Origin of the sequence: Lysinibacillus sp. NPDC097195, from assembly GCF_044762075.1 — a bacterium.
Lineage (GTDB): Bacteria > Bacillota > Bacilli > Bacillales_A > Planococcaceae > Lysinibacillus.
Map to the genome: position 1 here is coordinate 722,145 of NZ_JBIWDP010000001.1, position 21,985 is coordinate 744,129.

Annotated in this window: 22 protein-coding genes and 2 riboswitches; of the genes, 16 read left to right on the plus strand and 6 right to left on the minus strand. The window is 39.6% G+C overall.

What is annotated here, in order from left to right; genetic code table 11:
* Positions 1-26 precede the first annotated feature (26 nt).
* Positions 27-1,268: a DNA polymerase IV gene (locus ACIQXI_RS03645; RefSeq protein WP_402921731.1), complete on the plus strand. Its 1,242-nt coding sequence runs from the start codon at positions 27-29 to the stop codon at positions 1,266-1,268.
* 52 nt (positions 1,269-1,320) lie between these two features.
* On the opposite strand, the gene ACIQXI_RS03650 is transcribed toward ACIQXI_RS03645, so the two are convergent.
* A complete protein-coding gene (locus ACIQXI_RS03650; protein ID WP_402921732.1) occupies positions 1,321-1,869 on the minus strand; it encodes a GNAT family N-acetyltransferase in 549 nt (182 codons plus the stop codon).
* Between the two features lie 210 nt (positions 1,870-2,079).
* On the opposite strand from ACIQXI_RS03650, the gene ACIQXI_RS03655 reads away from it, so the two are divergent.
* The 5 genes from ACIQXI_RS03655 (at position 2,080) to ACIQXI_RS03675 (ending at position 5,211) form a co-directional block, all read left to right on the plus strand.
* Positions 2,080-2,325, plus strand: a complete 246-nt coding sequence (locus tag ACIQXI_RS03655; RefSeq protein ID WP_402921734.1) for a YkuS family protein — start codon at positions 2,080-2,082, stop codon at positions 2,323-2,325.
* A gap of 164 nt (positions 2,326-2,489) precedes the next feature.
* A complete protein-coding gene (locus ACIQXI_RS03660) occupies positions 2,490-2,930 on the plus strand; it encodes a GNAT family N-acetyltransferase (RefSeq protein WP_402921736.1) in 441 nt (146 codons plus the stop codon).
* Positions 2,931-3,072: 142 nt separating this feature from the next.
* Positions 3,073-3,906, plus strand: coding sequence for an alpha/beta fold hydrolase (locus tag ACIQXI_RS03665; protein ID WP_402921738.1), 834 nt, complete (start codon positions 3,073-3,075; stop codon positions 3,904-3,906).
* A gap of 43 nt (positions 3,907-3,949) precedes the next feature.
* Positions 3,950-4,597: an HAD family hydrolase gene (locus tag ACIQXI_RS03670; RefSeq protein ID WP_402921740.1), complete on the plus strand. Its 648-nt coding sequence runs from the start codon at positions 3,950-3,952 to the stop codon at positions 4,595-4,597.
* Positions 4,594-5,211 (plus strand): NUDIX hydrolase, encoded by a 618-nt coding sequence (locus ACIQXI_RS03675; protein ID WP_402921742.1) that lies wholly within the window; start codon positions 4,594-4,596, stop codon positions 5,209-5,211. The genes ACIQXI_RS03670 and ACIQXI_RS03675 overlap by 4 nt, the downstream gene beginning before the upstream one ends.
* Before the next feature lie 149 nt (positions 5,212-5,360).
* Here ACIQXI_RS03675 and ACIQXI_RS03680 read toward each other — a convergent pair whose 3' ends face one another.
* The 5 genes from ACIQXI_RS03680 to ACIQXI_RS03700 all read right to left on the minus strand — a co-directional run bounded on the left by ACIQXI_RS03680 (position 5,361) and on the right by ACIQXI_RS03700 (position 11,742).
* A complete protein-coding gene (locus tag ACIQXI_RS03680) occupies positions 5,361-8,885 on the minus strand; it encodes a S8 family peptidase (protein WP_402921744.1) in 3,525 nt (1,174 codons plus the stop codon).
* Positions 8,886-9,111: 226 nt separating this feature from the next.
* On the minus strand, positions 9,112-9,948 hold the full coding sequence (locus ACIQXI_RS03685; RefSeq protein ID WP_402921746.1) for an energy-coupling factor ABC transporter ATP-binding protein: 837 nt from the start codon (positions 9,946-9,948) through the stop codon (positions 9,112-9,114).
* Complete coding sequence (gene cbiQ, locus ACIQXI_RS03690; protein WP_402921748.1) at positions 9,945-10,718, minus strand: cobalt ECF transporter T component CbiQ; 774 nt, start codon at positions 10,716-10,718, stop codon at positions 9,945-9,947. The genes ACIQXI_RS03685 and cbiQ overlap by 4 nt, the downstream gene beginning before the upstream one ends.
* 3 nt (positions 10,719-10,721) lie before the next feature.
* Complete coding sequence (locus ACIQXI_RS03695) at positions 10,722-10,994, minus strand: energy-coupling factor ABC transporter substrate-binding protein (protein WP_402921750.1); 273 nt, start codon at positions 10,992-10,994, stop codon at positions 10,722-10,724.
* A 1-nt stretch (position 10,995) separates the two neighbouring features.
* Positions 10,996-11,742 carry an energy-coupling factor ABC transporter permease gene (locus ACIQXI_RS03700; RefSeq protein ID WP_402921752.1) on the minus strand — a complete coding sequence of 249 codons (747 nt, stop codon included), beginning with the start codon at positions 11,740-11,742 and terminating at the stop codon, positions 10,996-10,998.
* 141 nt (positions 11,743-11,883) lie between these two features.
* Positions 11,884-12,068: riboswitch (cobalamin riboswitch) on the minus strand.
* Between the two features lie 245 nt (positions 12,069-12,313).
* Positions 12,314-12,492: riboswitch (cobalamin riboswitch) on the plus strand.
* A gap of 135 nt (positions 12,493-12,627) precedes the next feature.
* On the opposite strand from ACIQXI_RS03700, the gene ACIQXI_RS03705 reads away from it, so the two are divergent.
* Genes ACIQXI_RS03705 through ACIQXI_RS03750 form a run of 10 tightly spaced genes read left to right on the plus strand, consistent with a single transcriptional unit; the run spans position 12,628 to position 21,983 of the window.
* Positions 12,628-12,999: a (2Fe-2S) ferredoxin domain-containing protein gene (locus tag ACIQXI_RS03705; RefSeq protein WP_402921754.1), complete on the plus strand. Its 372-nt coding sequence runs from the start codon at positions 12,628-12,630 to the stop codon at positions 12,997-12,999.
* Positions 13,000-13,002: 3 nt separating this feature from the next.
* Complete coding sequence (gene cobJ / locus ACIQXI_RS03710; RefSeq protein WP_402921756.1) at positions 13,003-14,673, plus strand: precorrin-3B C(17)-methyltransferase; 1,671 nt, start codon at positions 13,003-13,005, stop codon at positions 14,671-14,673.
* A gap of 14 nt (positions 14,674-14,687) precedes the next feature.
* On the plus strand, positions 14,688-15,644 hold the full coding sequence (locus tag ACIQXI_RS03715; protein ID WP_402921757.1) for a sirohydrochlorin chelatase: 957 nt from the start codon (positions 14,688-14,690) through the stop codon (positions 15,642-15,644).
* Positions 15,641-16,402: a precorrin-6A reductase gene (gene cobK / locus ACIQXI_RS03720; protein ID WP_402921758.1), complete on the plus strand. Its 762-nt coding sequence runs from the start codon at positions 15,641-15,643 to the stop codon at positions 16,400-16,402. The genes ACIQXI_RS03715 and cobK overlap by 4 nt, the downstream gene beginning before the upstream one ends.
* 12 nt (positions 16,403-16,414) lie before the next feature.
* Positions 16,415-17,074: a precorrin-8X methylmutase gene (locus tag ACIQXI_RS03725; RefSeq protein WP_402921760.1), complete on the plus strand. Its 660-nt coding sequence runs from the start codon at positions 16,415-16,417 to the stop codon at positions 17,072-17,074.
* A complete protein-coding gene (locus ACIQXI_RS03730; protein WP_402921762.1) occupies positions 17,074-18,207 on the plus strand; it encodes a cobalt-precorrin-5B (C(1))-methyltransferase in 1,134 nt (377 codons plus the stop codon). The genes ACIQXI_RS03725 and ACIQXI_RS03730 overlap by 1 nt, the downstream gene beginning before the upstream one ends.
* The gene (gene cbiE / locus ACIQXI_RS03735) at positions 18,164-19,384 is read left to right on the plus strand and encodes a precorrin-6y C5,15-methyltransferase (decarboxylating) subunit CbiE (RefSeq protein ID WP_402921764.1); all 1,221 of its coding nucleotides are present in this window, start codon (positions 18,164-18,166) and stop codon (positions 19,382-19,384) included. The genes ACIQXI_RS03730 and cbiE overlap by 44 nt, the downstream gene beginning before the upstream one ends.
* Complete coding sequence (cobI, locus tag ACIQXI_RS03740) at positions 19,377-20,084, plus strand: precorrin-2 C(20)-methyltransferase (protein ID WP_402921766.1); 708 nt, start codon at positions 19,377-19,379, stop codon at positions 20,082-20,084. The genes cbiE and cobI overlap by 8 nt, the downstream gene beginning before the upstream one ends.
* Positions 20,084-20,869 (plus strand): precorrin-4 C(11)-methyltransferase, encoded by a 786-nt coding sequence (gene cobM, locus ACIQXI_RS03745; protein ID WP_402921768.1) that lies wholly within the window; start codon positions 20,084-20,086, stop codon positions 20,867-20,869. The genes cobI and cobM overlap by 1 nt, the downstream gene beginning before the upstream one ends.
* Positions 20,862-21,983, plus strand: coding sequence for a cobalt-precorrin 5A hydrolase (locus tag ACIQXI_RS03750; RefSeq protein WP_402921770.1), 1,122 nt, complete (start codon positions 20,862-20,864; stop codon positions 21,981-21,983). The genes cobM and ACIQXI_RS03750 overlap by 8 nt, the downstream gene beginning before the upstream one ends.
* The last annotated feature ends 2 nt before the right edge of the window (positions 21,984-21,985 follow it).

Consider the following 21,985-nt stretch of genomic DNA (forward strand, 5'->3'; position numbering starts at 1 on the left):
CATACTAAAGGTTGTGTGGTGATGATATGAAACATAAAGGGCGAATTATTTTTCATGTAGATATGAATAGTTTTTATGCTTCTGTTGAGCAGGCGCATGATCCTAGTTTAAAGGGCAAGCCAATTGCCATAGCAGGAAACCCGAAAGAAAGACGCGGAATTTTAGTAACCTGTTCCTATGAGGCAAGAGCGCTCGGCGTTTATACGACGATGTCGGTTCATGAAGCGAAACGAAAATGTCCAGAGCTATTATTACTACCTCCAGATTTTCAAAAATATAGAGAAGCTTCAAAGGCGATGTTTGCTATTTTACGAAGCTATACGGAATTAGTGGAGCCTGTGTCAATTGATGAAGGTTATATGGATGTTACTTTATTAAGTAAGGAGCGTCACGCACTACAAATTGCCCAGGAAATACAAACAAGATTGTTAACAGAGTTAGATTTACCATGTTCCATCGGTGTGGCCCCGAATAAATTTTTAGCAAAAACAGCCTCGGATATGAAAAAACCGATGGGCATCACAGTGTTAAGACTGAGAGATATAGAACAGGTGCTGTGGCCGCTTGAGGTAGTTGAAATGCATGGGATTGGGACAAGCACAGCAAAAAAGCTAAATGAGCAAGGTATTTTTACAATTGGTGATTTAGCGAAAGTTGAAGAACATACAATCAAACATCTTTTAGGTAAAAATGGGGTTAGGCTCCGTGCTAGAGCAAATGGGAAAGATACAAGAGAAGTTGATCCAGAAGCTATTTATGATACAAAAAGTGTTGGCAATTCGACAACATTACCGCAAGATGTAACCGATATCCGGCTGCTACATAAAACAATTGATGGGCTATGTAAAAAAGTAGCAGAACGTCTCGATGCGAAACGACTAGCAGGCTCCACGGTGAGTATTCAAATACGTGATGCCAATTGGCACAATCATACACGTTCTAAATCGATGACCAATGTTATTTATCGTTTTGAAGATATATTTGAAATTGCTTGTGCGCTGTTTGATAAGCATTGGGATGAATCGCCTGTTCGTTTGCTCGGTGTAACTGTATCGAATGTAGTAGATCGCAAAGATTATAGTCAACAGTTGTCTATTTTCAATTTTGAAGAACATGTAAAAGATGAACCGATTTTAAAGGTAGTGGACGAAATGGAAGAGCGCTTTGGAAAAGGTATTATTAAACGGGGTGCAGATATAGGTAAACGCTCATCTTATCAATCCCAAACAAGTTTTAGCAAAGACTTTTTAGATGATCATGAAGCATGATGATGTTTAGAAAAGGGGCATACCGTGTCAAGTAAGCCCCGACTTATATAACTTATTTTAGCGTATTAAGAATGCCGTAAAATACAATATCTTCAAACGTGCCATTTTTATAAATATGGTCTTTTAGCGTACCTTCATAGTGCATCCCACACTTTTCCATAATCTTTCCGGAAGCGGGATTGGATTTAAAATAGCGAGCGTACACGCGATGATAGTTTTTTTCTGTAAAGACAAATTCGATTAGTGCCTTGGCTGCTTCTGTGGCATACCCTTTGCCCCAATGCTCTTCAGCAATCCAATAGGCAATTTCGCCATTTTTGTATTGCTGATGGTTGGAAATACCGATAGCCCCAAATAACTGCCCGCTTTGTTTATCTGTAATGGCGAATTCAAACATTTTGTCTAAGTCATAGTGCTTTTCATGATTGGCAATCCAAGTCTGCGCACACGCTAATGTATAGGGAAACGGTAAATTCAATGTGCTTTTGTAAATATTATAGTTATTACAATAATGGCTGACTTGTTGTGCATCTGTGTCTTTAAATAGACGTAGCAGTAAACGTTCTGTCTCTATTGATTTATCAATTTTATTAAAATTCATGGTACGCCTCCTATTCTTTGAGTTTTAAGTGCTATAGAAAGTATTTTAAAGTATAGCACATATAAATGGATAATTTATTTAATTTTGGTTTAATTTTGAACTATAACCAATTTTCCCTCTTCCGTTAGGCTATTTCAAAAAACAAAAACATTCGCCGTGAATAATTAGCAATCCTATATGGCACATTAACATATAGGAGGTGGAAGAAAGATGTCTAAAATTATTGGTGTCGAACAATCGTTAACAAATGTGGAAGATGCTTTAAAAGCAAAAGGGTATGAAGTGATTCAGCTTCGTAATGAAGAAGATGCAAAAAAATGTGACGCTTGCGTGATTACAGGGCAAGACAGAGATGTCATGGGCATTAGCGATCCTATTATGGCAGGACCTGTTATTGATGCGGCTGGACTATCTGCTGACGAAGTAATCCAGCGCGTAGAGCATTATTTCCACTAAAAAGGCGAAAGGTGCTGTTTTTGCAGTCTGCTATGATTGCAAAAACAGCATTTTTCAATTCCTTTAGAGAAGGGCTAATATCTTTATTACAATATTTACTATATAATTAATACTAGCTTTATATTTTATAAGACAATCATGGGTAGACATAAGGGGAGAAGAAAATGGAAATACTTCACGCAACATTAAATGATTTAGAAGAAGTGGCAGGACTATTTGATGAATATCGTCAGTTTTATGGTCTAGAATCAGATACTAGTAGCGCCAAAGCATTTATTCAATTACGTATGGCTTTAAAAGAGTCTGTTATTTTCATTGCTGTTATTAATGGCAAAACGATTGGTTTCGCCCAATTGTATCCAACATTTTCATCAATCGCGTTACAACGTGCCTATATTTTGAATGATATTTATGTAACCGACGATGCTAGGGGTCAAGGGGTAGGCACAGCATTGATGGAAAATGTCTTTCAATATTGTCAGCAGCAATCGGCACGCTATGTGACATTGCAAACAGCTGCTGATAATGTACATGCTCGAAAGCTATATGAAAATTTACATATGAAACAAGATCAATATTGTAATTATGTAAAGTACTTTAATTAAAAATAAGCTAATAGCATCTCGCCTATTTAGGGTTGAGATGCTTTTTTTATACTGAATTGGATTTTTGTAGTAATCATTTAAAGGTATTTAGAAACATTTGTAAAATATAAATAGTAGTAACTAAAAGGAGTGGATATAGCGTATGTGGGAAAAGCAGTTAATTGAAACCGAAAGAGGGCGCTTTGAACTTTTTAAAAAAGGGCAAGGGGAACCGCTATGCGTCACACATTTATATAGCGAATATAATGCCAATGGTAATCTATTTGCGGATAGCTTTACGAATGAATATTGTGTATACCTAATAAACTTAGCAGGCTGTGGACAGTCAACTGACGGTCAAGGTGATGATTCATATAGTATGGCCTCTTCTGTTAAGGATTTAGAAGCAATAAGAGAAGCACTAGGATACAATGTTTGGAGTTTTGCCGGTCATTCGACAGGCGGCATGTTAGGTCTAAAATATGCTGTGCAATCACCTCATCATTTACAAAAAATGATTGTCGGTGGTCTATGTGCTTCAGCAGATTATATGTATCATCCTGGCAGTATTTATTGTGTGAAAAATGCCAATAACAAAAGATTAAAAGAGATATTTGCAGTGCTAGGAGATTCTAATTCCACTATCGATGAACGTCGAGCTGTAAATAAAGAATGGACAATGATGTCCTTATACAACAAGTCAGCGTACGAAGAAATGCAGCGTCGTCCTAATAGTGGCAAAACAGTATCGGCACGTTTAGATTACTATGCCTATCAAGAGTTGCCAAATTATGATTTAAGACCTTCACTAAAAGACGTAAAAGTGCCGACTTATTTATATGCAGGCTTATATGATGCACAATGTCCTTTTGAATTTGGGGTGGAAGTAGCCAATTTAATTTCAACAGCTACATTTAAAGCATTTAATTACAGTAATCATAATCCATTTATCGAAGAGGAAAAAGAATTTCAAGACTTTGTAGCGTCTACTGTTTGAATATCTACGTATAGGTTTGCTATACGTTAACGAAAAGGAGCATATGATGGAAGCAATCATTTTTGATTTTGATGGAACTTTGGCCAATACTTTACCGATTTGTTTTGAGGCTTTTCACCATGTATTTAAAGAATTTGATAACAAGGATTGTACTGACAATGACATTAAGGCGATGTTTGGTCCTTCTGAAACAGGGATTATTCGAGACAACCTGTTACACCCTAATAAGGAAGAAGCAATCGAAAACTACTACGCGAAATATGAAGAATTACATAAAGACTTGCTAGATGGCGATGGTGAAATACTTGCATTATTAAGCTTTTTAAAAGAATCGGGAATGAAAATAGGAATATTTACGGGAAAGGCAAAAAGAAGTTTGGACATCTCATTACATGCATTACAAATGGCGGAATTGTTTGATGTTATTATAACGGGTGATGATGTAGTCAAACCTAAACCAGATCCAGAAGGCTTGCTGAAAGCTTTATCTCTATTAGAAGTAGACGCATGTGAGGCAATTTATGTCGGAGATAGTGATGCCGATATCGTTGCCGGTTTACAAGCTAATGTCTTTACGATAGGCGTACAATGGTTACCACAATTCCAAACAGCGCAATTTAGTGCACAACCACATGCCATTATAAAAACTGTTGCTCAATTTAAGCAATCCTTAAAAGTAGGGATAATATGAGCTATCAATGGTTGGATTGGGCAAAAAGAATTCAGGCCATCTCGCAGGCTGGTTTAACTTTTTCTAAGGATATGTATGATATCGAGCGATTTGAAGAGTTACGCAATATTAGTGCAGAGATTATGGCACAATACACGGAACTGGATATGACAAAAGTAAAAGAATTATTTACAAATGAAACGGGTTACCAAACGCCCAAAGTAGATGTTCGCGGTGTAGTTTTTAAAAACCAACGGCTATTAATGGTTAAAGAAACGATTGATGATAAATGGGCTTTACCGGGTGGGTTTTGTGATATTGGTTTATCGCCAGCAGAGAATGTTGTAAAGGAAGTGAAAGAGGAGTCAGGATTTGATGTAATGCCAGTGAGAATTCTTGCATTATTGGATAAAAATAAACATCCACATCCTCCAGAACCCTATCATTATTATAAGCTATTTATATTGTGTGAGATTATTGGAGGGCAAGCAGCGATAGGTGTTGAAACGAATAATGTTGAATTTTTTTCTGAACAACATTTACCACCGCTTTCGACCAATAGAAATACAGTGTCTCAAATTCATCTTCTCTTTGAATTTTTACGGACGCCTGACAAGAAAACAATATTGGATTGAATGGATGAAATGGTTGTCATATAAGTTTAATGGCATCAAGAAACTATGTCTTGATGCCATTAGTAGTGATGTTAATAGTTGTTATGGAGTACGAACAATATAGTTGATTGAAGCACGGCCATAGCGAAAATCAACCGGTTTAGTGCAACTTACTGTACTTCCAGCGTATATGGTTGTGTACTAGCTTTACCATATACTTCACTAACTTCAATATAGTAAGTTCCTTTTTCTAGTTCGACTAACCCTATTTCTGCATCTTCAGCTCCGTAAAGATCCAACGTTGCGACTGTTTTTCCATTTGCATCAATAATACGGATTACGCCATCTAGACCCTTTTCGGTTTGTAAAGAGAAGAATACATGGCGTTTACGATCATTGTTAAATTCGAAATAGTCTTTGTCGCCAAATGGTACCCTTGCGTTAAAATATTGTGTCGCAAGCCATTTATCGCCATTTTTTGTCAGTTTCATAGGTTTTGTTGGTACACCATTAACTAACTCGGAATCTGCATCTTCATCGATATTTTTATGATTAAAGACAGTTAACGTATACGGTTGTAGCGATACAAGTCCACTATCAACGCCTTTAACATTGATAAAATAGCCCCGATTTCTTTTCGCTACAAAGGATGTATTGATATCTGAAGCGCCTGAAATACCAAGTAGTATTTCAAATAGGTTTTCGCCTCCGCCAAAGGGAATTTCTGTTGCCAATTCATTATCATCAATTTCCATATTGCCGTTTGTATCTTCAATAATGGAACCAGTTATTTTTAAACCGATTTGAAGCTCTTTAGGAACTTGCTTAACTTGTTCATTGGTCAATGGTATGGAAGATAACAACAAACTTAAAATTGTATCTTCACCTCGATGTTTATAATAGTAGAAATCACTATCATCATTGAAAATGAGATGGTTTTGATAGTTAGTACCTGGTTGGATTAATTGAGCATTTGCCACTTCGTTGATATCGTTAATTTTTCCTTCAGGAATATCGGCCATTTTCCGAGAAGAAAGGGTATATGGCTCGATCGAACGTCCTCCGAAATTGACTACTTTGACTACATAAGTTTTATCACCCTTCAGTGCAATCGTTTTTGCATCGTTTTCATCGATATTAATATCATAAAGAAGGGAGAGAAGCTTTACGTCATTTGTTAAATCTGAAATTGGTCGTAATGCATGATTTTCTTCATCGTATTCAAAGATGGTACCAGCAGGACTTTGGTTCATGCCGCTCGCAATATGGAAGCCGTAAATGCCATCTTCAGGCGCTGTCAATACGAAATAATCTTCATCGTCTTCGGTTTGGAAATAGGCTCTTTGACTGTCACCAATATCAAAAGGTATGGCGTTTGCCATAATGGAATCGACATCTTCTATATTTTCACCAAAATCATCTTCAAAGAATATTGAAAAAAACTTATTTTTTTGTGGCCGTTTTTGTGCATTATAACGAGGTTCTACAGCAGTATCGGTATAGCTATCTTCTATAAATGGTTCAAATAACGGCAGTCCGTCTTCGTCTTCAGGAAGAACAACAACTTCTCCTTTTAAAGTATAAGGAATAATAGATTCATTGCTGCTTTTTAGTTCCCCATTATCAAAGCTACCGAAAAGGAGCAATTCTAATAAAAATTCACTAGAGTTGCTATTGGACACTTTTAGTATATACTCTTCATTTGGTTGTGCATCGAATATAAGGCTTGTACCGTCACTTTTAGCAGAACTGGAAGATTGTAAAGGGACAGCCTCATGCCATTCGTCCTCATACCACTCCTCGTCATCTATTTGTTCTGTTGGAGCATTTGCTAGGTCTTCTTTTAAAAAGACTTCCATTGATGCATTCACACCTGGGATACCTGATAAATCAAATTTGAGCGTGCTAGGTTCAGTAACTGCAAAAGTGAAGTAGTCTGCATCACCTTGTTGATCAGCAGAAAGTAATGTGTAATTTTGTCCTGCTGTACTAAATGGGAACTGTTGAATGTTATGCGGGTTGTTTATGTCTAATGAATCGATTGGTAATTCATTAGTCGTTTGGGCAGTAAAAACGTAGTTTGATGCACCTCTTAAGCTATAGCCGCCATTAAAATCTTTAATGCCAATAAGTAGCGTACCTGCTTGCTCCGCTTTATAAAGGTAGCCTTCTTGTTTGCCTGCTCGCACATCATTCACTTTTATAGGTTCTACTTCTCCCTTGTGACCAGCAGGGTAGAAATACAAGTCAAATGCATAATCGTAGTTGCTAGCACCCTCTAAGGACAGTTGAACATATTCATCCGCCTCTAAATCAACTTTGTACCATTTCTTTTCATCTGGTAGCTTGAATTGCCCTTTTTCAACATTAACTATGTTTTTATTTAGCTCAGTGGCATTAGTTATGCGTTGTTCTTTAGTTTCAGAATAGCGTTTAGGTAGGTTGTTTAAATCGAAGTGTAATGCTTTTAACGGATCAACGAGGCCATGTCCATAGGTAAGATCGTAGCCTCTTTCACCTAAGTCCTTTGCTGTTAATTCAAGTATTGCTTCTATTTCATGTGGTTTTAAATCGGGATGTTTTGATTTTAATAAAGCGGCTACCCCTGCAACGACAGGTGATGCCATCGAGGTCCCGCTAAATGTCGCAAAGGAAGAACCTTTTTTATCATCATAAACGGTACTGAAAATATTTTCCCCTGGAGCGACTAAATCTACTGATGGGCCGAAGTTGGAAAAGCTTGAAAGCTGATTGCGTTCATTAGTAGAGCCGACGCTAATGACACCCTCAAAAGAAGCGGGGAAGGAGTAAAAATCGGTTGATTCGTTACCTGCAGCCGCGACAATCGTAATGCCTTTGTCGATTGCCTTTTTAACGGCCTCCTCCATAAGTGGCGACGCTCCATAGCCACCGAGACTCATATTAATAATGTCTGCATTTTGTTCAATAGCGTACAGAATGCCTTGTGCTATGACAAAATCATTGGCGGTTTGTTTGCCGTTAAAAACATCGATTGGAAGAATCTTTGCTTGAGGAAAGACCCCATGTCCTCCTATGCCATTATCTTTTGTGGCAGCGACAATACCTGCTACATGTGTGCCATGTGCATCAGGGAAAGTAGAATTGGCAGGTGCTGTTGCATTGTGTGGTGGCAGTATTTGCTTTTGTAAATCAGGATGCTTAAAATCCACACCCGAATCGATTACAGCTACTTTTACTTCATGGTTTCCAGCCAATGCTAGCGCTTTATCAATTTGTAGTAAGTCTAAATGATACATATCTTTTTTGTTTGGATCGACTTTGTTGCTAAAGGACTGATATTTGTAACTTGGAGATACACTTTTTACGCCTTTTTGTTTAGCATAATAAGTAATTGCTTCTTTTAACGATTGTCCTTTTTTTAGTTGAATCACATCGTAACCTAATGATGGAATCGAACGAATGACTTTGGAACCAATTTTACTATGTACGCTCCTAGCGAGACCCGAATGTTTGATAATAATAGTATCGGTATTAATCCATTCGTTTCCTCCTGTTAGCCTGTTGACTTGCTTGACTGCTTGCTGTTTGTTGCTGGCGAGCATATTTGCTACTAGTGCTGGGTTCTGTGGTGCTTCAGCAAAGGCAGAAGCAGCAGGAACCATTAGTACAGAACATGCTACAACAGCGATTGATTTCATCACCCAGTTTTTCAATTGTTTTTCCTCCTTACGTAAAATATGGCATTACACTATTTATAACGGATGAAAAATAGAAAAGTTTCATATCATATTCAAAAAAAATTGCAAGTTTTTTAAATAAATATAGTATATATCCTTAAACTTAAAGGTAATTTACCACTTAGATAACAAAACTTGCATCAGTTTTATCAACTCAATGCAAGTTTGTCTAAATATTCAAAATTGTTTGGGTGCCTGGCACTTAAATGGTTGCAATTATTTTTTGTAAGTCTTCCTTAGAGCGAGGCATTGGTAGATTGGCAGGGACTAGCTTTTTTTGTTGCAAAGCTAGCGCTATGTCAAAAACCCAAGGGCGTTCTAGATGGGCTTGTTCCAGTACTTCATTCTGATAGAAAAGGTCAATTGGATCTCCGTTGTAAATAACTTTTCCAGCCTCCATAACAATGATGTGATCTGCCCATTCATAAGCTAACGCAATATCATGTGTCGCTAATAAAAAGGTACGTTGCCCATTTTCTAATTTAGCTAAGTACTGTAAAAACTGTGTAGCATAATAATTATCGAGGCCGGCAGTTGGTTCATCTAGTAGTAACACAGATGGTTCCATTGCAAGTACACCAGCCATCGCCACTCGTTTTTTCTGACCAACACTTAAAAAATGAATAGGCTTATCAAGCAGTGCTTCAATCTCAGTTTGTGCTACGGCCCATGCGATTTTTTCTTCTATTTTTTCTTGCGACCAACCAAGATTTAATGGTCCAAAAGCAACGTCCTGCTTGACGGTGCCGGAAAAAAGTTGATTGTCTGCATCTTGGAAGACGATGCCAACTTGCTGACGTAAGGCAGCTAATGCTTTTCTAGAATAGCCAAGCGTTTTATTACAAAACATAATGCTGCCAGCGGTCGGTTTTAAAATACCATTTAAATGCTGAAATAACGTAGATTTACCCGCACCATTATGACCAAGCAGTGCGATTTTTTTACCTTTTGGAATTTGTAATGAAATATCTGTTAAGGCTTCAGTACCGTCTGCATAGGCATAAGATAAATGCTGAATATCAAAATAAAGCTCTGTCATGAATAAAACCCTCCAAATAAAGTGAGGAATGTAAAAATAACCACAATTCCAATCCAATTTTTCTTGCTATAGCTGACGTTGTTTTGCCAGTAGACGGCGTCACCACCACGTGCTTGCATGGCATTGTTTAACTCGCGGCTCCGTTGAAACATTTCTGCAAATAATGCTGCAATAAGCATGGAAATCGACCGTAGCCATTGCATCGGTGATTGATAGCCGAGTCGAGCCTGTTGGGCAAGATGAATTTTTTGCATACTATTTAAAAAGATAAAGATAAATCGATAGGTGAGCTCTGCTAGTTCAACAAATAAAGCAGGCAGATGCCATTGTCGCAAGACGAAACAAATAGATTGCACTGACGTCGTTAAAATTAAAAAATATAAACAGCCGATACTGCCTAGCACAGTGAATAATAATTGCTGAGCTGTAAGTATGCTCTCATTACCGATAAAAATAGTCCACTGACTGACCGTTAATGCCCAAAAATAGGGAGGGAGAGCACTTGTATTTGGGGCTATGGAAATGACAATCGAGAGTAAACTTGATAGCAGAAAAAATGCAGGCAACAACAGTAGTTTTACATAATATTGCCAAGGGATTTTAGCGCCTAAAATGATAAAAGCACTCATTACAATAAATGCAATGAGTGAAATAAGTTCATCTCTTATGATTAAAGACAACAGCAGTAACCCTAAGGAAAATGTCATTTTTTCTAATGGATGTACAGACGCTAGTTTATTAATATAAGCATACTTATCAATAAGTAACATACTTTAACCCTCTTTATGCTTGCCGCGCATATAGCCTACGAAATAGCCAATAAAGCCAGCGCCAATCGCAGCTTGTAAGACGAATAATAAACTTTCAATCTCACCACTAGGTGGTTCCCACAAACTTTCAAACCATGGTTCATAGTCTGCATTTATTTCACCGATAGCTGCTTCAGCTTCTCCGTCTGCTCCACCAAATTCAGCACCTTTTTGAATAAAAAGAGGGATGATTGCTAACAGTACAACAATCCCAAGGAGCAATAAATTTTTTTTCATATTAATGTGCCTCCTTTGCTGACAATACACGTAAAGCTTTTAATTCGCTGACATTGTATTTTTTTAAGAAATTCATGACAATGACGGTTAAAATACCTTCACTAATGGCTAATGGAATTTGTGTTAGCGCGAAAATCCCTGCGAATTTAGTGAATGAAGCCATAAAGCCTCCTACTTCAGAAGGGAATGCTAGTGCTAATTGAACTGAAGTGACAACGTATGTACCTAAGTCCCCGAGCATCGCAGCAAAAAAGACAGCAAGTGAGAACGATAGGCCAATTTTTTGCGAACCTTTAAAGACGTAATAAGCGATAATCGGTCCTACAATCGCCATGGAGAAAGCATTTGCCCCTAAAGTTGTAATACCTCCATGCGCTAAAAGTAATGATTGGAACAATAAGACGATCGTACCGATGACACTCATCGCTAATGGTCCGAAAAGCACTGTCCCAAGTCCAACCCCGGTTGGATGTGAACAACTTCCGGTAACAGAAGGTATTTTTAAGGCAGATAAGACAAATGCAAATGCGCCTGATAATCCTAGGATCATTTTCGTTTCGGGATTTTCATCAATTGTTTTACGAATCGAACGCAATCCTAAAATGATGAATGGGATGGAAATGATCCACCAAAAAATCGCCCATTCTATCGGTAAAAATCCTTCCATAATATGCATAGCAAATGCGCGCTTTGGTACTAGTAAACATGCTAGTAAGAAATAACTAAGTTTCCAAAAAGATAATTTCACAATCTCTCCTCCTTAACAATTCCCATTGATTGTAGCGTGCGCAATAAAAAAAGCACTTCTCCAGTGTGGAAAAAGTGCATAGCTGAAAAAGCAAATCGATTTGTCATTTGCCAAGCCGCACACCTATCCTCGTAGGTTGAAACGATCACGTTTTTTTCGGCAGGTCTCCTGGCTTTAGTTCATCATTTTATAGGGTCTTCCCATCCTTTGGACAGTGACATTTTCTATAAAACTCCCTAGTACAGTGGCGGGACCGCGCCGGACTTGAACCGGCTTCCCTTTTAAGCGAAATGGCTACACTTCGCACCGAAAAAAGATGAAGTTGTGAGTTTTCACGACAAAGTGTAACATGTTTTTCCAGTCATTCGCTATCCTTTTTTTGTGAAAAATATTTTTACTTATAGAAAATTAAGATAAATGTAAGAGAATAGCGAGCAATTTCAACGGAATATTTGTTGAAATTTTATTAAAAATCTAATAAATGAAAAAGAACTGTTGAAAAGTATAAAAATAATAGGCTATGATAGAAATAGTTTTCCAATCATTTTATAAACTTTTATGTAAAAATTTCATATAGAAACATCATTAAGTGCTCGAAATAGTTCGAGATAATAGGGAAATCGGTGCAAATCCGGTACAGCCCCCGCTACTGTAATAGCTGATGAAATCGCAATGCCACTAAGAAACTGGGAAGGCGCGAAAGTAAAAGGAAGCTTAAGTCAGGAAACCTGCTTAGTTGATGGCATGCAAACTTTTCGGAGGGAGAAGTGGAGCGAGAACGGATATATGTTTATTCGTTTTATTTGGCTTCTACAAAACCTTTACTCTTCGACATTGAGTAAAGGTTTTTTCTTTTTCCAGTAAGTCAATAAGGGGAGAAAAACAATGACAACTTGGAATTTAGAGGGAATGAAAACCCATCTTTTTATTTGTAATGGTAGTAGTTGTATGAAAAAAGAGGCGGAGGAAATTACGTTAGCCATACGTGATGAAATCGAGAAATTATCACTCGATAAAGAAATACATACGACGAGAACACGTTGTAATGGCAGATGTAAAGATGCTTGTGTCGTTATAGCCTATCCACAAGGCAATTGGTATCGTGTGCCAACAGTAGAACACGGTAGGACACTCGTGCAAGATTTAAATCATGATTCTTTACATAGTGAGCATGTTTTTACATTGACGGAAGGTACGCTGAAACGAACACCACAAACAACAGCGATTAAAGGCATCGATAAGGTGAAAGAGGGGTAACAAATGGCGCAAAAAGGAAAGATTTTTGTTGTAGGTTTTGGACCTGGAGATTTTAAACACATTACGACACGAGCTGTAGAGGCATTGCAACAAAGTGAATTTATTATCGGCTATAAAACGTATGTTGAGCTTATTCAAGATTTAGTCAGTGCAAAGTCTATTGTAAGTACCGGTATGACCGAAGAAGTATCACGCGCTCAGGAAGCGGTTCGTCAAGCCGAGGCTGGCAATATCGTTGCGGTTATTTCAAGTGGAGACTCGGGCGTATATGGTATGGCTGGACTGGTCTATGAAGTACTCATTGAGCTTGGTTGGACGGAGGCCTCTGGGGTTGAAGTCGAAATCGTACCTGGTATTTCAGCTATTAATTCATGTGCAAGTTTACTAGGTGCCCCGATTATGCATGATTCGTGCACCATTAGTTTAAGTGACCATTTAACACCTTGGAATTTAATTGCTAAGCGTGTGGAAGCGGCGGCGATGGCCGATTTTGTTATTGCCTTATACAATCCGAAAAGCGGTCGCCGGACACGTCAAATTGTTGAAGCGCAACGAATTTTGCTTGAATATCGTTCGCCGGATACACCTGTAGGACTTGTGAAAAGTGCCTATCGAGATCGTCAGGAAATTACGATGACGACATTAGCAGAAATGCTCGACCACGATATCGGCATGTTAACGACGGTTATTATTGGTAATTCATCGACATTTTTCTATGACAATAAGATGATTACCCCGCGAGGCTATCAGCGTAAATATACGCTTGGAGAGGAAAAACAGCCTTTACGTCCACATCAGCGTTTAAAAGAAGAAAATGAACCGTGGGCGATGAATCAAGAAACAGGTACAGCACGCCATGACTTCGCTGCAGATCCAAATGCAGGACGCATTAAGAGCAGTATCGCGATTAACCCTGTAGCAGAAGCGAAAAAAACATCGTTAGAAATGGCAGCAACGGCACTTGCGATGGTAAAAGGGACAACTGATACAAAACCAACACCCAAATTGGTTCAACAAAAGATAGAGTCTATTTTTGAACTAGCTGTTAGTCCTGGGGTGGCAAATAAATTTTTCACGCCACAACAAATGATGACATTAGCTGAAGTTGTAGGGGAAGAAGGGACGATGGAATATACACCAGACCATCAAATTCATTTGAAAATTCCAACGACAGACCCTGAGACTATTACAGAAAAATTAACTGCAGTCGGTTTTTTACTCGCACCGATTGGCGATGTACTGTCATTAAAAGCTTGTGATTTCTGTTACGGGGAGAAGGCTGATTCTATTCCATATGCTGAGGAAATTCAAGAAAAGCTTGGTGGCTTGTCGTTGCCGAAAACTTTAAATATTGGCTTTAATGGCTGCGGCATGGCTTGTTATCGTGCAGTATTTGACGATATCGGTATAGTCTATCGAAAAAGTAAATTTGATGTTTTTATCGGTGCAAAACCAGTAGGACGCACAGCTCATGCCGCACAGCCTGTTGTTGAGGGGCTAGAGCCTGAGCTATTAATTCCGCTTCTTACAGACATTATTGAGGAATATAAGGCTAATGCTCACCCAAATGAGCGCTTGTTTAAATATTTCAAACGGGTGAAAAAAATATTGCATTTTACGTATCAAGATATGTCATCAAAAATAAAAGTAGAGCCAGCTCCGTGCGGCGACTAGTGAGGAGAAAAGTAATGAAAGCAATTTTATTTATTGGCCATGGTAGCCGTTTAGCAGCAGGAAATGATGAGGTACGCACGTTTATACAACAATTGACGCCTTCAATTGATGACAACTTTATTGTAGAAACATGTTTTTTAGAGTTTGAGGCACCAAACATTCCTTCTGGAATTGATGCATGTATCCAGCGTGGGGCTACAGAGGTGTATGCTGTGCCGATTATTTTATTGCAGGCAGGCCATTCAAAAATTCATATTCCTGCAGCAATTGATGCCGCTCGCCTCAAATATCCAAACGTATCGTTTACTTACGGTCGACCTTTGGGTGTACATGAAGAAGTGTTAAATATTTTAACAGAGCGTTTATCTGGAACTGGCTTGAATATTAAAGAAAAACATGAAGATACAGCGATTTTATTTATTGGACGTGGCGGCAGTGATGCGGATGCGAATAGTGACTTTTATAAAATCGGACGTTTATTATGGGAGCAATTAGATGTCCTGTCAGTTGAGTGTGCATTTATGGGTGTAACGAATCCTACAGTAGATGAAGGAATCGAACGCTGTTATCGTCTTGGTGCGAAAAAAATCATTATGTTGCCGTATTTCTTATTTACAGGCATTTTAATGGAGCGGATGGAAGGTATGCAAAAGCACTTTGCCGCGACATATGCTGATTTAGACATCCAATTGGCAGATTACTTTGGCTACCACCCAAAATTAAAAACGGTGTTACTAGATCGTATGGAAGAAGCTATTGCAGGAGATGTGAAAATGAATTGTGATACATGCCAATATCGTATTAACGCATCAGCATTTGTGGAGCACCACCATGACCACGACCACGACCATGGTCACCACCACCATGATCACGATCATCACCACCATGATCACGATCATCATCACCATCATCACCATCATCACCACGACCATGCACATGACCACCATCATGACGAGGAGTTAGTAAAATGATTTTTATGTTAGCGGGTACGAGTGATGCAAGGAATCTTGCGCTAGAATTGCAGTCAGCAGGCTATGCTATTACGGCAACCGTTGTAACAGAATCTGCCGCTTCAAGCCTTGCAGAGGTAGGGCTGCCACATTTAGTTGGCCGACTTACTGCTGAGGAAATGGCAGCAATACTTACGGAACGTGGTTACCGCTTAGTTGTCGATGCCTCCCATCCATTCGCGGAGGAAGCATCTAAAAATGCCATGGCAGCAGCCGAAAGTGCAGGTGTGCCATATATTCGCTATGAACGCGCAAATGAGCATTACGAACATCCTCTTATTACGGTGGTCAAAGACTATGAGGAAGCAGCTCAGTTAGCCGCGGAAAAACGAGGCGTCATTATGCTGACAACTGGCAGTAAAACGCTCGCAACGTTTACGAACGTATTACAAGGCTTAGAAAATACACGTGTGATTGCCCGTATGCTTCCGCGCCTCGATAATATGGAAAAATGTCAAGCACTTGGTGTGGCGCAAAAAGATATTGTCGCCATCCAAGGTCCTTTTTCACAAGAATTAAACGAAGCATTATTCCGACAATACAATGTCACATTGATGATTACGAAAGAAAGTGGCAAGGTAGGCTCAGTCGATGAGAAGCTAGACGCAGCACTTGCCTGTGGCATTGAAACGATATTAATTGCACGACCAAATATTCAATACGGCCAGCAATATTCCACATTTGAGGAAGTACTACAGGCTGTACAACATTTATTTTAGGAGGCATTCCACATGGATTTCAAAACAGATTTTAAACCATTAACAGTAGACCCGGACAAAATTTATGATTATAGTTTTTCCATTATTGCAGAGGAAATGGGCGACCATGATTTTTCAGAAGACGAGTGGAAAATTGTTCGTCGTATTATCCATGCATCAGCTGACTTTGAGTTAGGACGTAGCGTTATTATTACGCCAGGAGCGATTGAAGCGGGTATCAAGTCTATTCTTGCAGGTCGTCATGTCATTGCCGATGTGCAAATGATTGAAAGTGGCTCTGGGAAAAAACGTTTCCAAAAGCACGGTGGGGATTTACACTGCTATATCGCAGATGAAGATGTGTCGATTGAAGCGAAAAAACAAAATACAACGCGCGCCATTATTTCTATGCAAAAAGCATCGAAATTACACGAAGGTGGTATTTATGCAATCGGAAATGCCCCAACAGCATTACTTGAGTTAATTCGTTTAATTAAAGAAGGGTTAGCCAAACCAGATTTAATTATTGGTATGCCTGTTGGTTTCGTGTCAGCAGCAGAGTCGAAAGAAGAGCTGTTAAAGCTAGAAGGCATTCCGTATATTACAAATGTTGGGCGTAAAGGCGGAAGTACAGTGACGGTTGCTGCATTAAATGCCGTTTCATTATTAGCGGACGAACAGGCGAAAAAGTAATGGAGCGGAAGCCAAAAAAGGATCCGAAAGACATGCGTCACGGTTATACAACAGGAGCCTGTGCAACTGCTGTTACGAAAGCCGCCTTGCTAGCCCTTATTACGAATGAAGAGCAAGAAACAAGTACAATCCATTTGCCAATAGGGCGTGATGCAACGTTTACAATTGAAAAATGTACGTTTGGTCATAATGAAGTCAGCTGTGAAACAATTAAAGATGCTGGTGATGATCCGGATGCGACCCATAAAGCGCTTATTATTGGTACGGTAAGTTGGGCTGATACCCCTGGGATACATTTAGATGGTGGTATTGGCGTCGGGCGCGTGACAAAGCCCGGCTTACCGGTGCCAGTTGGAGAAGCTGCGATCAATCCTGTTCCTCGTAAGATGATACATAGTACTGTACAAGATGTGCTCGACGAGTTTCAAATTAGTCGTGGCGTTAATGTTGTTATTTCGGTACCGGACGGTGAGGAAATTGCAAAAAAAACATTAAATGGCAGGCTCGGCATACTTGGCGGTATATCTATTTTAGGCACAAGGGGAACCGTCGTGCCTTTTTCAAGTTCTGCTTATATGGCAAGCATTGTCCAAGCAATCAGTGTCGCAAGAGCAGCTGGCTGTGAACACGTAGTTGTGACGACAGGAGGACGCAGTGAAAAGTACGGCATGGCTCAGTATCCTGCATTACCAGAGGAAGCCTTTATTGAAATGGGTGATTTTGTCGGCTTTACTTTAAAGCACTGTAAACGACTTGGCATTAAACAAGTATCCCTTGTTGGCATGATGGGGAAATTTTCAAAAGTTGCACAAGGAGTCATGATGGTGCATTCCAAAAGTGCAGCCATTGATTTTAATTTTTTGGCGCAGTTAGCCATTGATATTGGAGCAGATGATGAGACAGTTATGCAAGTAAGGGAAGCAAATACCGCCTCTCAAGTTGGCGAAATAATGGCGGAAAAGGGCTATAATGCGTTCTTTCATCACTTATGTGAGGCATGTTGTTATTCATCATTACACCATATTCGAGGGGGCTTGAAGCTGTCAACATCGATTTATTCGATGCAGGGACAATTACTAGGAAGGGCTGATGACATTGCATCCATCGATAAAATTGATTGGGATCGGGGATAACGGACAAGAAAGTTTACTACCACAGTATCGGCAGTGGATTACTGACTGCCAGGTGCTGGTAGGTGGTGAGCGTGTCCTTGATTTTTTCCCAAGCTTTACAGGCGAAAAAATCGTTATTAAAGGTGGTCTTTCGACGCTCGTTGAAAAACTTGCTAAAGAAACACGAAAAACGGTGATTTTAGCGTCGGGGGATCCACTATTTTACGGCATCGGCGGCTATTTAGCAAAGAAGCTCAATATCGAAGTCTATCCTTATATGAGCTCCATCCAGCTTGCCTTTTCAAAAATGGGTGAAAGCTGGCAAGATGCCTATGTTACAAGTATTCACGGGCGACCAATGAAAGGCTTAGCCCAACGGATTGATGGCCAAAAGAAAGTAGCATTGCTGACGGATGCGGACAATAATCCAAATGTGCTGGCACGCTATTTAAAACATTTTGGTATGACAGAATACCGTGCTTTTGTGGCAGAAAATTTACAAGGCGTCGGCGAAAAATATGGCTGGTATTCTCTTGATGAGATGGCAGAAGCGCAATTTTCATCTTTAAATGTTGTGATTTTGCAGCAAACATCTATACCGAAACGCTATGCACTTGGTATAGATGATGAAGAGTTTTCGCAGCGTAAGCCAGATAAAGGATTGATTACGAAAAAGGAAATTCGTGTGCTAAGTTTACAAGCGATGCAGCTACAGAAAGATAGTACGATTTGGGATGTCGGTACGTGTACAGGTTCGATGGCAATTGAAGCGGGGAAACTCGCCCCAGAAGGTCAAGTGTATGCAGTGGAAAAAAATGCACCTGATTTAGAAAACTGCCTGCAAAATCAACAGAAATTCCGTGTCGATATAACGGCTATACATAGTAAAGCGCCTGCAGGTCTAGAGCAATTCCCAGATCCAGATGCCATTTTTATCGGTGGCACTGGTGGGGAAATGGTGGAGCTATTACAGTTGTGTTGTGCTCGTTTGAAACCAAATGGTCGCATTGTTTTAAATGCGGCAACAATTGAAAATTTATATAAAGCCGTTGAGGCATTTAAAGCTTGTAACTTTACAGTAGAGATTTTACAAGCACAACTCGCACGTAGTAAACCAATTTTAGATATGACGCGCTTTGTCCCATTAAATCCGATCTATATAATTTCGGCATATCGAAAGGAAGAAAATCATGAGTAATCTTGGTGTTTTATATGGCTTAGGCGTAGGTCCTGGCGATCCAGAATTAATTACAGTAAAGGCATTCCGCGTGATTCAGGAGTCACCGGTAATTGCTTATCCGAAAAAATTAAAAGGTAGTAAAAGTTATGCGCATCGTATCGTCGATGTCTACATTAACCCTGAGGAAAAAGATATGCTAGGTCTTGTTTTCCCGATGACAAAAGATGAGGCGGTTTTAGAACGTGAATGGACGAAATCCGTTGAACTTGTTTATGGTAAATTGCAAGAAGGTAAGGATGTTGCATTTGTAACGGAAGGCGACCCTCTTTTGTATAGTACATTTATTCATATGATGAAGCTCATGCAGGACATGCATCCAGATGTGGAAATTCGCACAGTACCAGGCATTTCCTCATTCAATGGTTCTGCGTCTCGTTTAGGCATTGCCCTTGCGGATGGAGATGATCGTGTAGCAATCATACCAGCCTATGATAATTATGATGCAATGCGCGAAGCAATTGAAAGTCATGATGCAGTCGTTTTTATTAAAGTAGCAAAAGTGATTGATTTAATGCTCGAAGTATTGCGCGATTTAGACTTGCTAGATAAAGCTTCCGTTGTCACAAAGGTAACATCTGATGAGGAAATTATTTGGGATGTGCGCGAGCTTGACGGTGTCGATTTAGAATATTTAACGTTAATGGTGGTGCGTAAATAATGAAGAAAATTTATATTGTCGGTGCAGGCCCAGGGGACCCGGATTTAATTACTGTCAAAGGTTTACATTTGTTGCAAACAGCGGACGTTGTGATGTATACGGATTCATTAGTTAATGAAGATTTAATTGCCAAAGCAAAGCCAGATGCGGAAGTCATTCGTACAGCTGGTATGCATTTAGAGGAAATGGTTGCGGTCATGGTTGAGCATGTCAATGCTGGAAAAGTCGTTGCCCGTATGCATACAGGCGATCCTGCAATGTATGGCGCCATTATGGAGCAAATTGCATTGTTGAAAAAGGAAGGAATTGGATACGAGGTTATTCCTGGTGTTAGCTCGGTATTTGCTTCAGCTGCTGCCATTGGTGCCGAGTTAACAATTCCTGATTTAACACAAACGCTTATTTTAACGCGTGCAGAAGGGCGTACGCCTGTGCCCGAGTTCGAAAAGCTTCGTGATCTTGCTAGCCATCATTGTACGATTGCGCTTTTCCTAAGTGCAACGCTAACAAAGAAAATCGTTAAAGAATTACAAGGTGCCGGATGGTCAGATGATACACCTGTAGCGGTTATCCAGCGTGCCACTTGGCCAGATCAAAAAATCGTCCGCACGACATTAGTCGAGCTGGATGAGGCAATGCGTGTCAATGGTATTCGCAAGCATGCGATGATTCTAGCTGGTTGGGCATTAGATCCGAATATTCATGATAAAGATGAGTACCGTTCAAAATTATATGATGCGACCTTTACACATGGCTTCCGCAAAGGTGTGAAGTCACATGATTGAATTACAAGAAGGTGTATTGCCAGCAGTTGATCAGCGTAATCCTTATGCCGTTGTGGCCATTACCAAGCATGGTGTTCAAATCGGACGTAAACTACAGCAAACGTTTGCAGCAAGCGATTTATATTATATGAGTAAGTTTGAGCAGGGCGACGAAGCGGAAAAGCATATTCAGCTTTTTACGGGTACGGTTCGGTTATTACTGCCAACACTTTTTAAACAGTATAAAGGATTAATATTAATTATTTCACTTGGTGCGGTCGTGCGCATGATTGCACCTATTTTGCAGGATAAGAAAACCGATCCAGGTGTAGTTGTTATTGATGACCGAGGAGAAAATGTCATCAGTGTATTATCAGGTCATTTAGGTGGCGCCAATGAGCTCACACATGAGGTGGCAGCGGCACTTGGGGCAAATCCGATCATTACAACGGCTTCCGACGTACAAAAAACCATCCCTGTTGATTTATTTGGTGCACGTTTTGGTTGGGTTTGGGATAGTGCAGATAAGCTAACACCAGTAAGTGCCTCAGTCGTCAATGAAGAACATGTAGCAATTGTCCAGGAAACAGGAGAACGTGATTGGTGGATGCGTGATTCACCAATGCCGGAGCAAATAAAAATTTATCCTTCAACACAAGCGGCAATTGCAGCGCAACCGCATGCGACGCTATTGATTACTGATCGACTCATTGAACCAGAGGAAGAAACTTTACTGGACAACGGGGTTATTTATCGACCAAAATCAGTAGTACTTGGCATGGGTTGTAATCGAGGAACGTCTGTTGAAGAAATTGAACAAGTCATTGATTCAACACTAGTTGAATTGAAACTATCGAAAAAAAGTGTTAAAGCACTTTGTACTATTGATTTGAAAAAAGACGAGTCATGTTTTATTGAAATTACGAAAAAATATGATTGGGAGTTCGTTACCTATACTCCAGCCGAATTAAATGAAATCCATTTTCCATCACCATCTGAAACGGTATTTAAATATACAGGGGCATATGGGGTAAGTGAACCTGCTGCGATGCGTTATGCACAGGTGGAATCACTTGTATTACCAAAGAAAAAATCAGGCAATGCTACGATTTCTGTAGCGAGATTAGTATTTTAGGA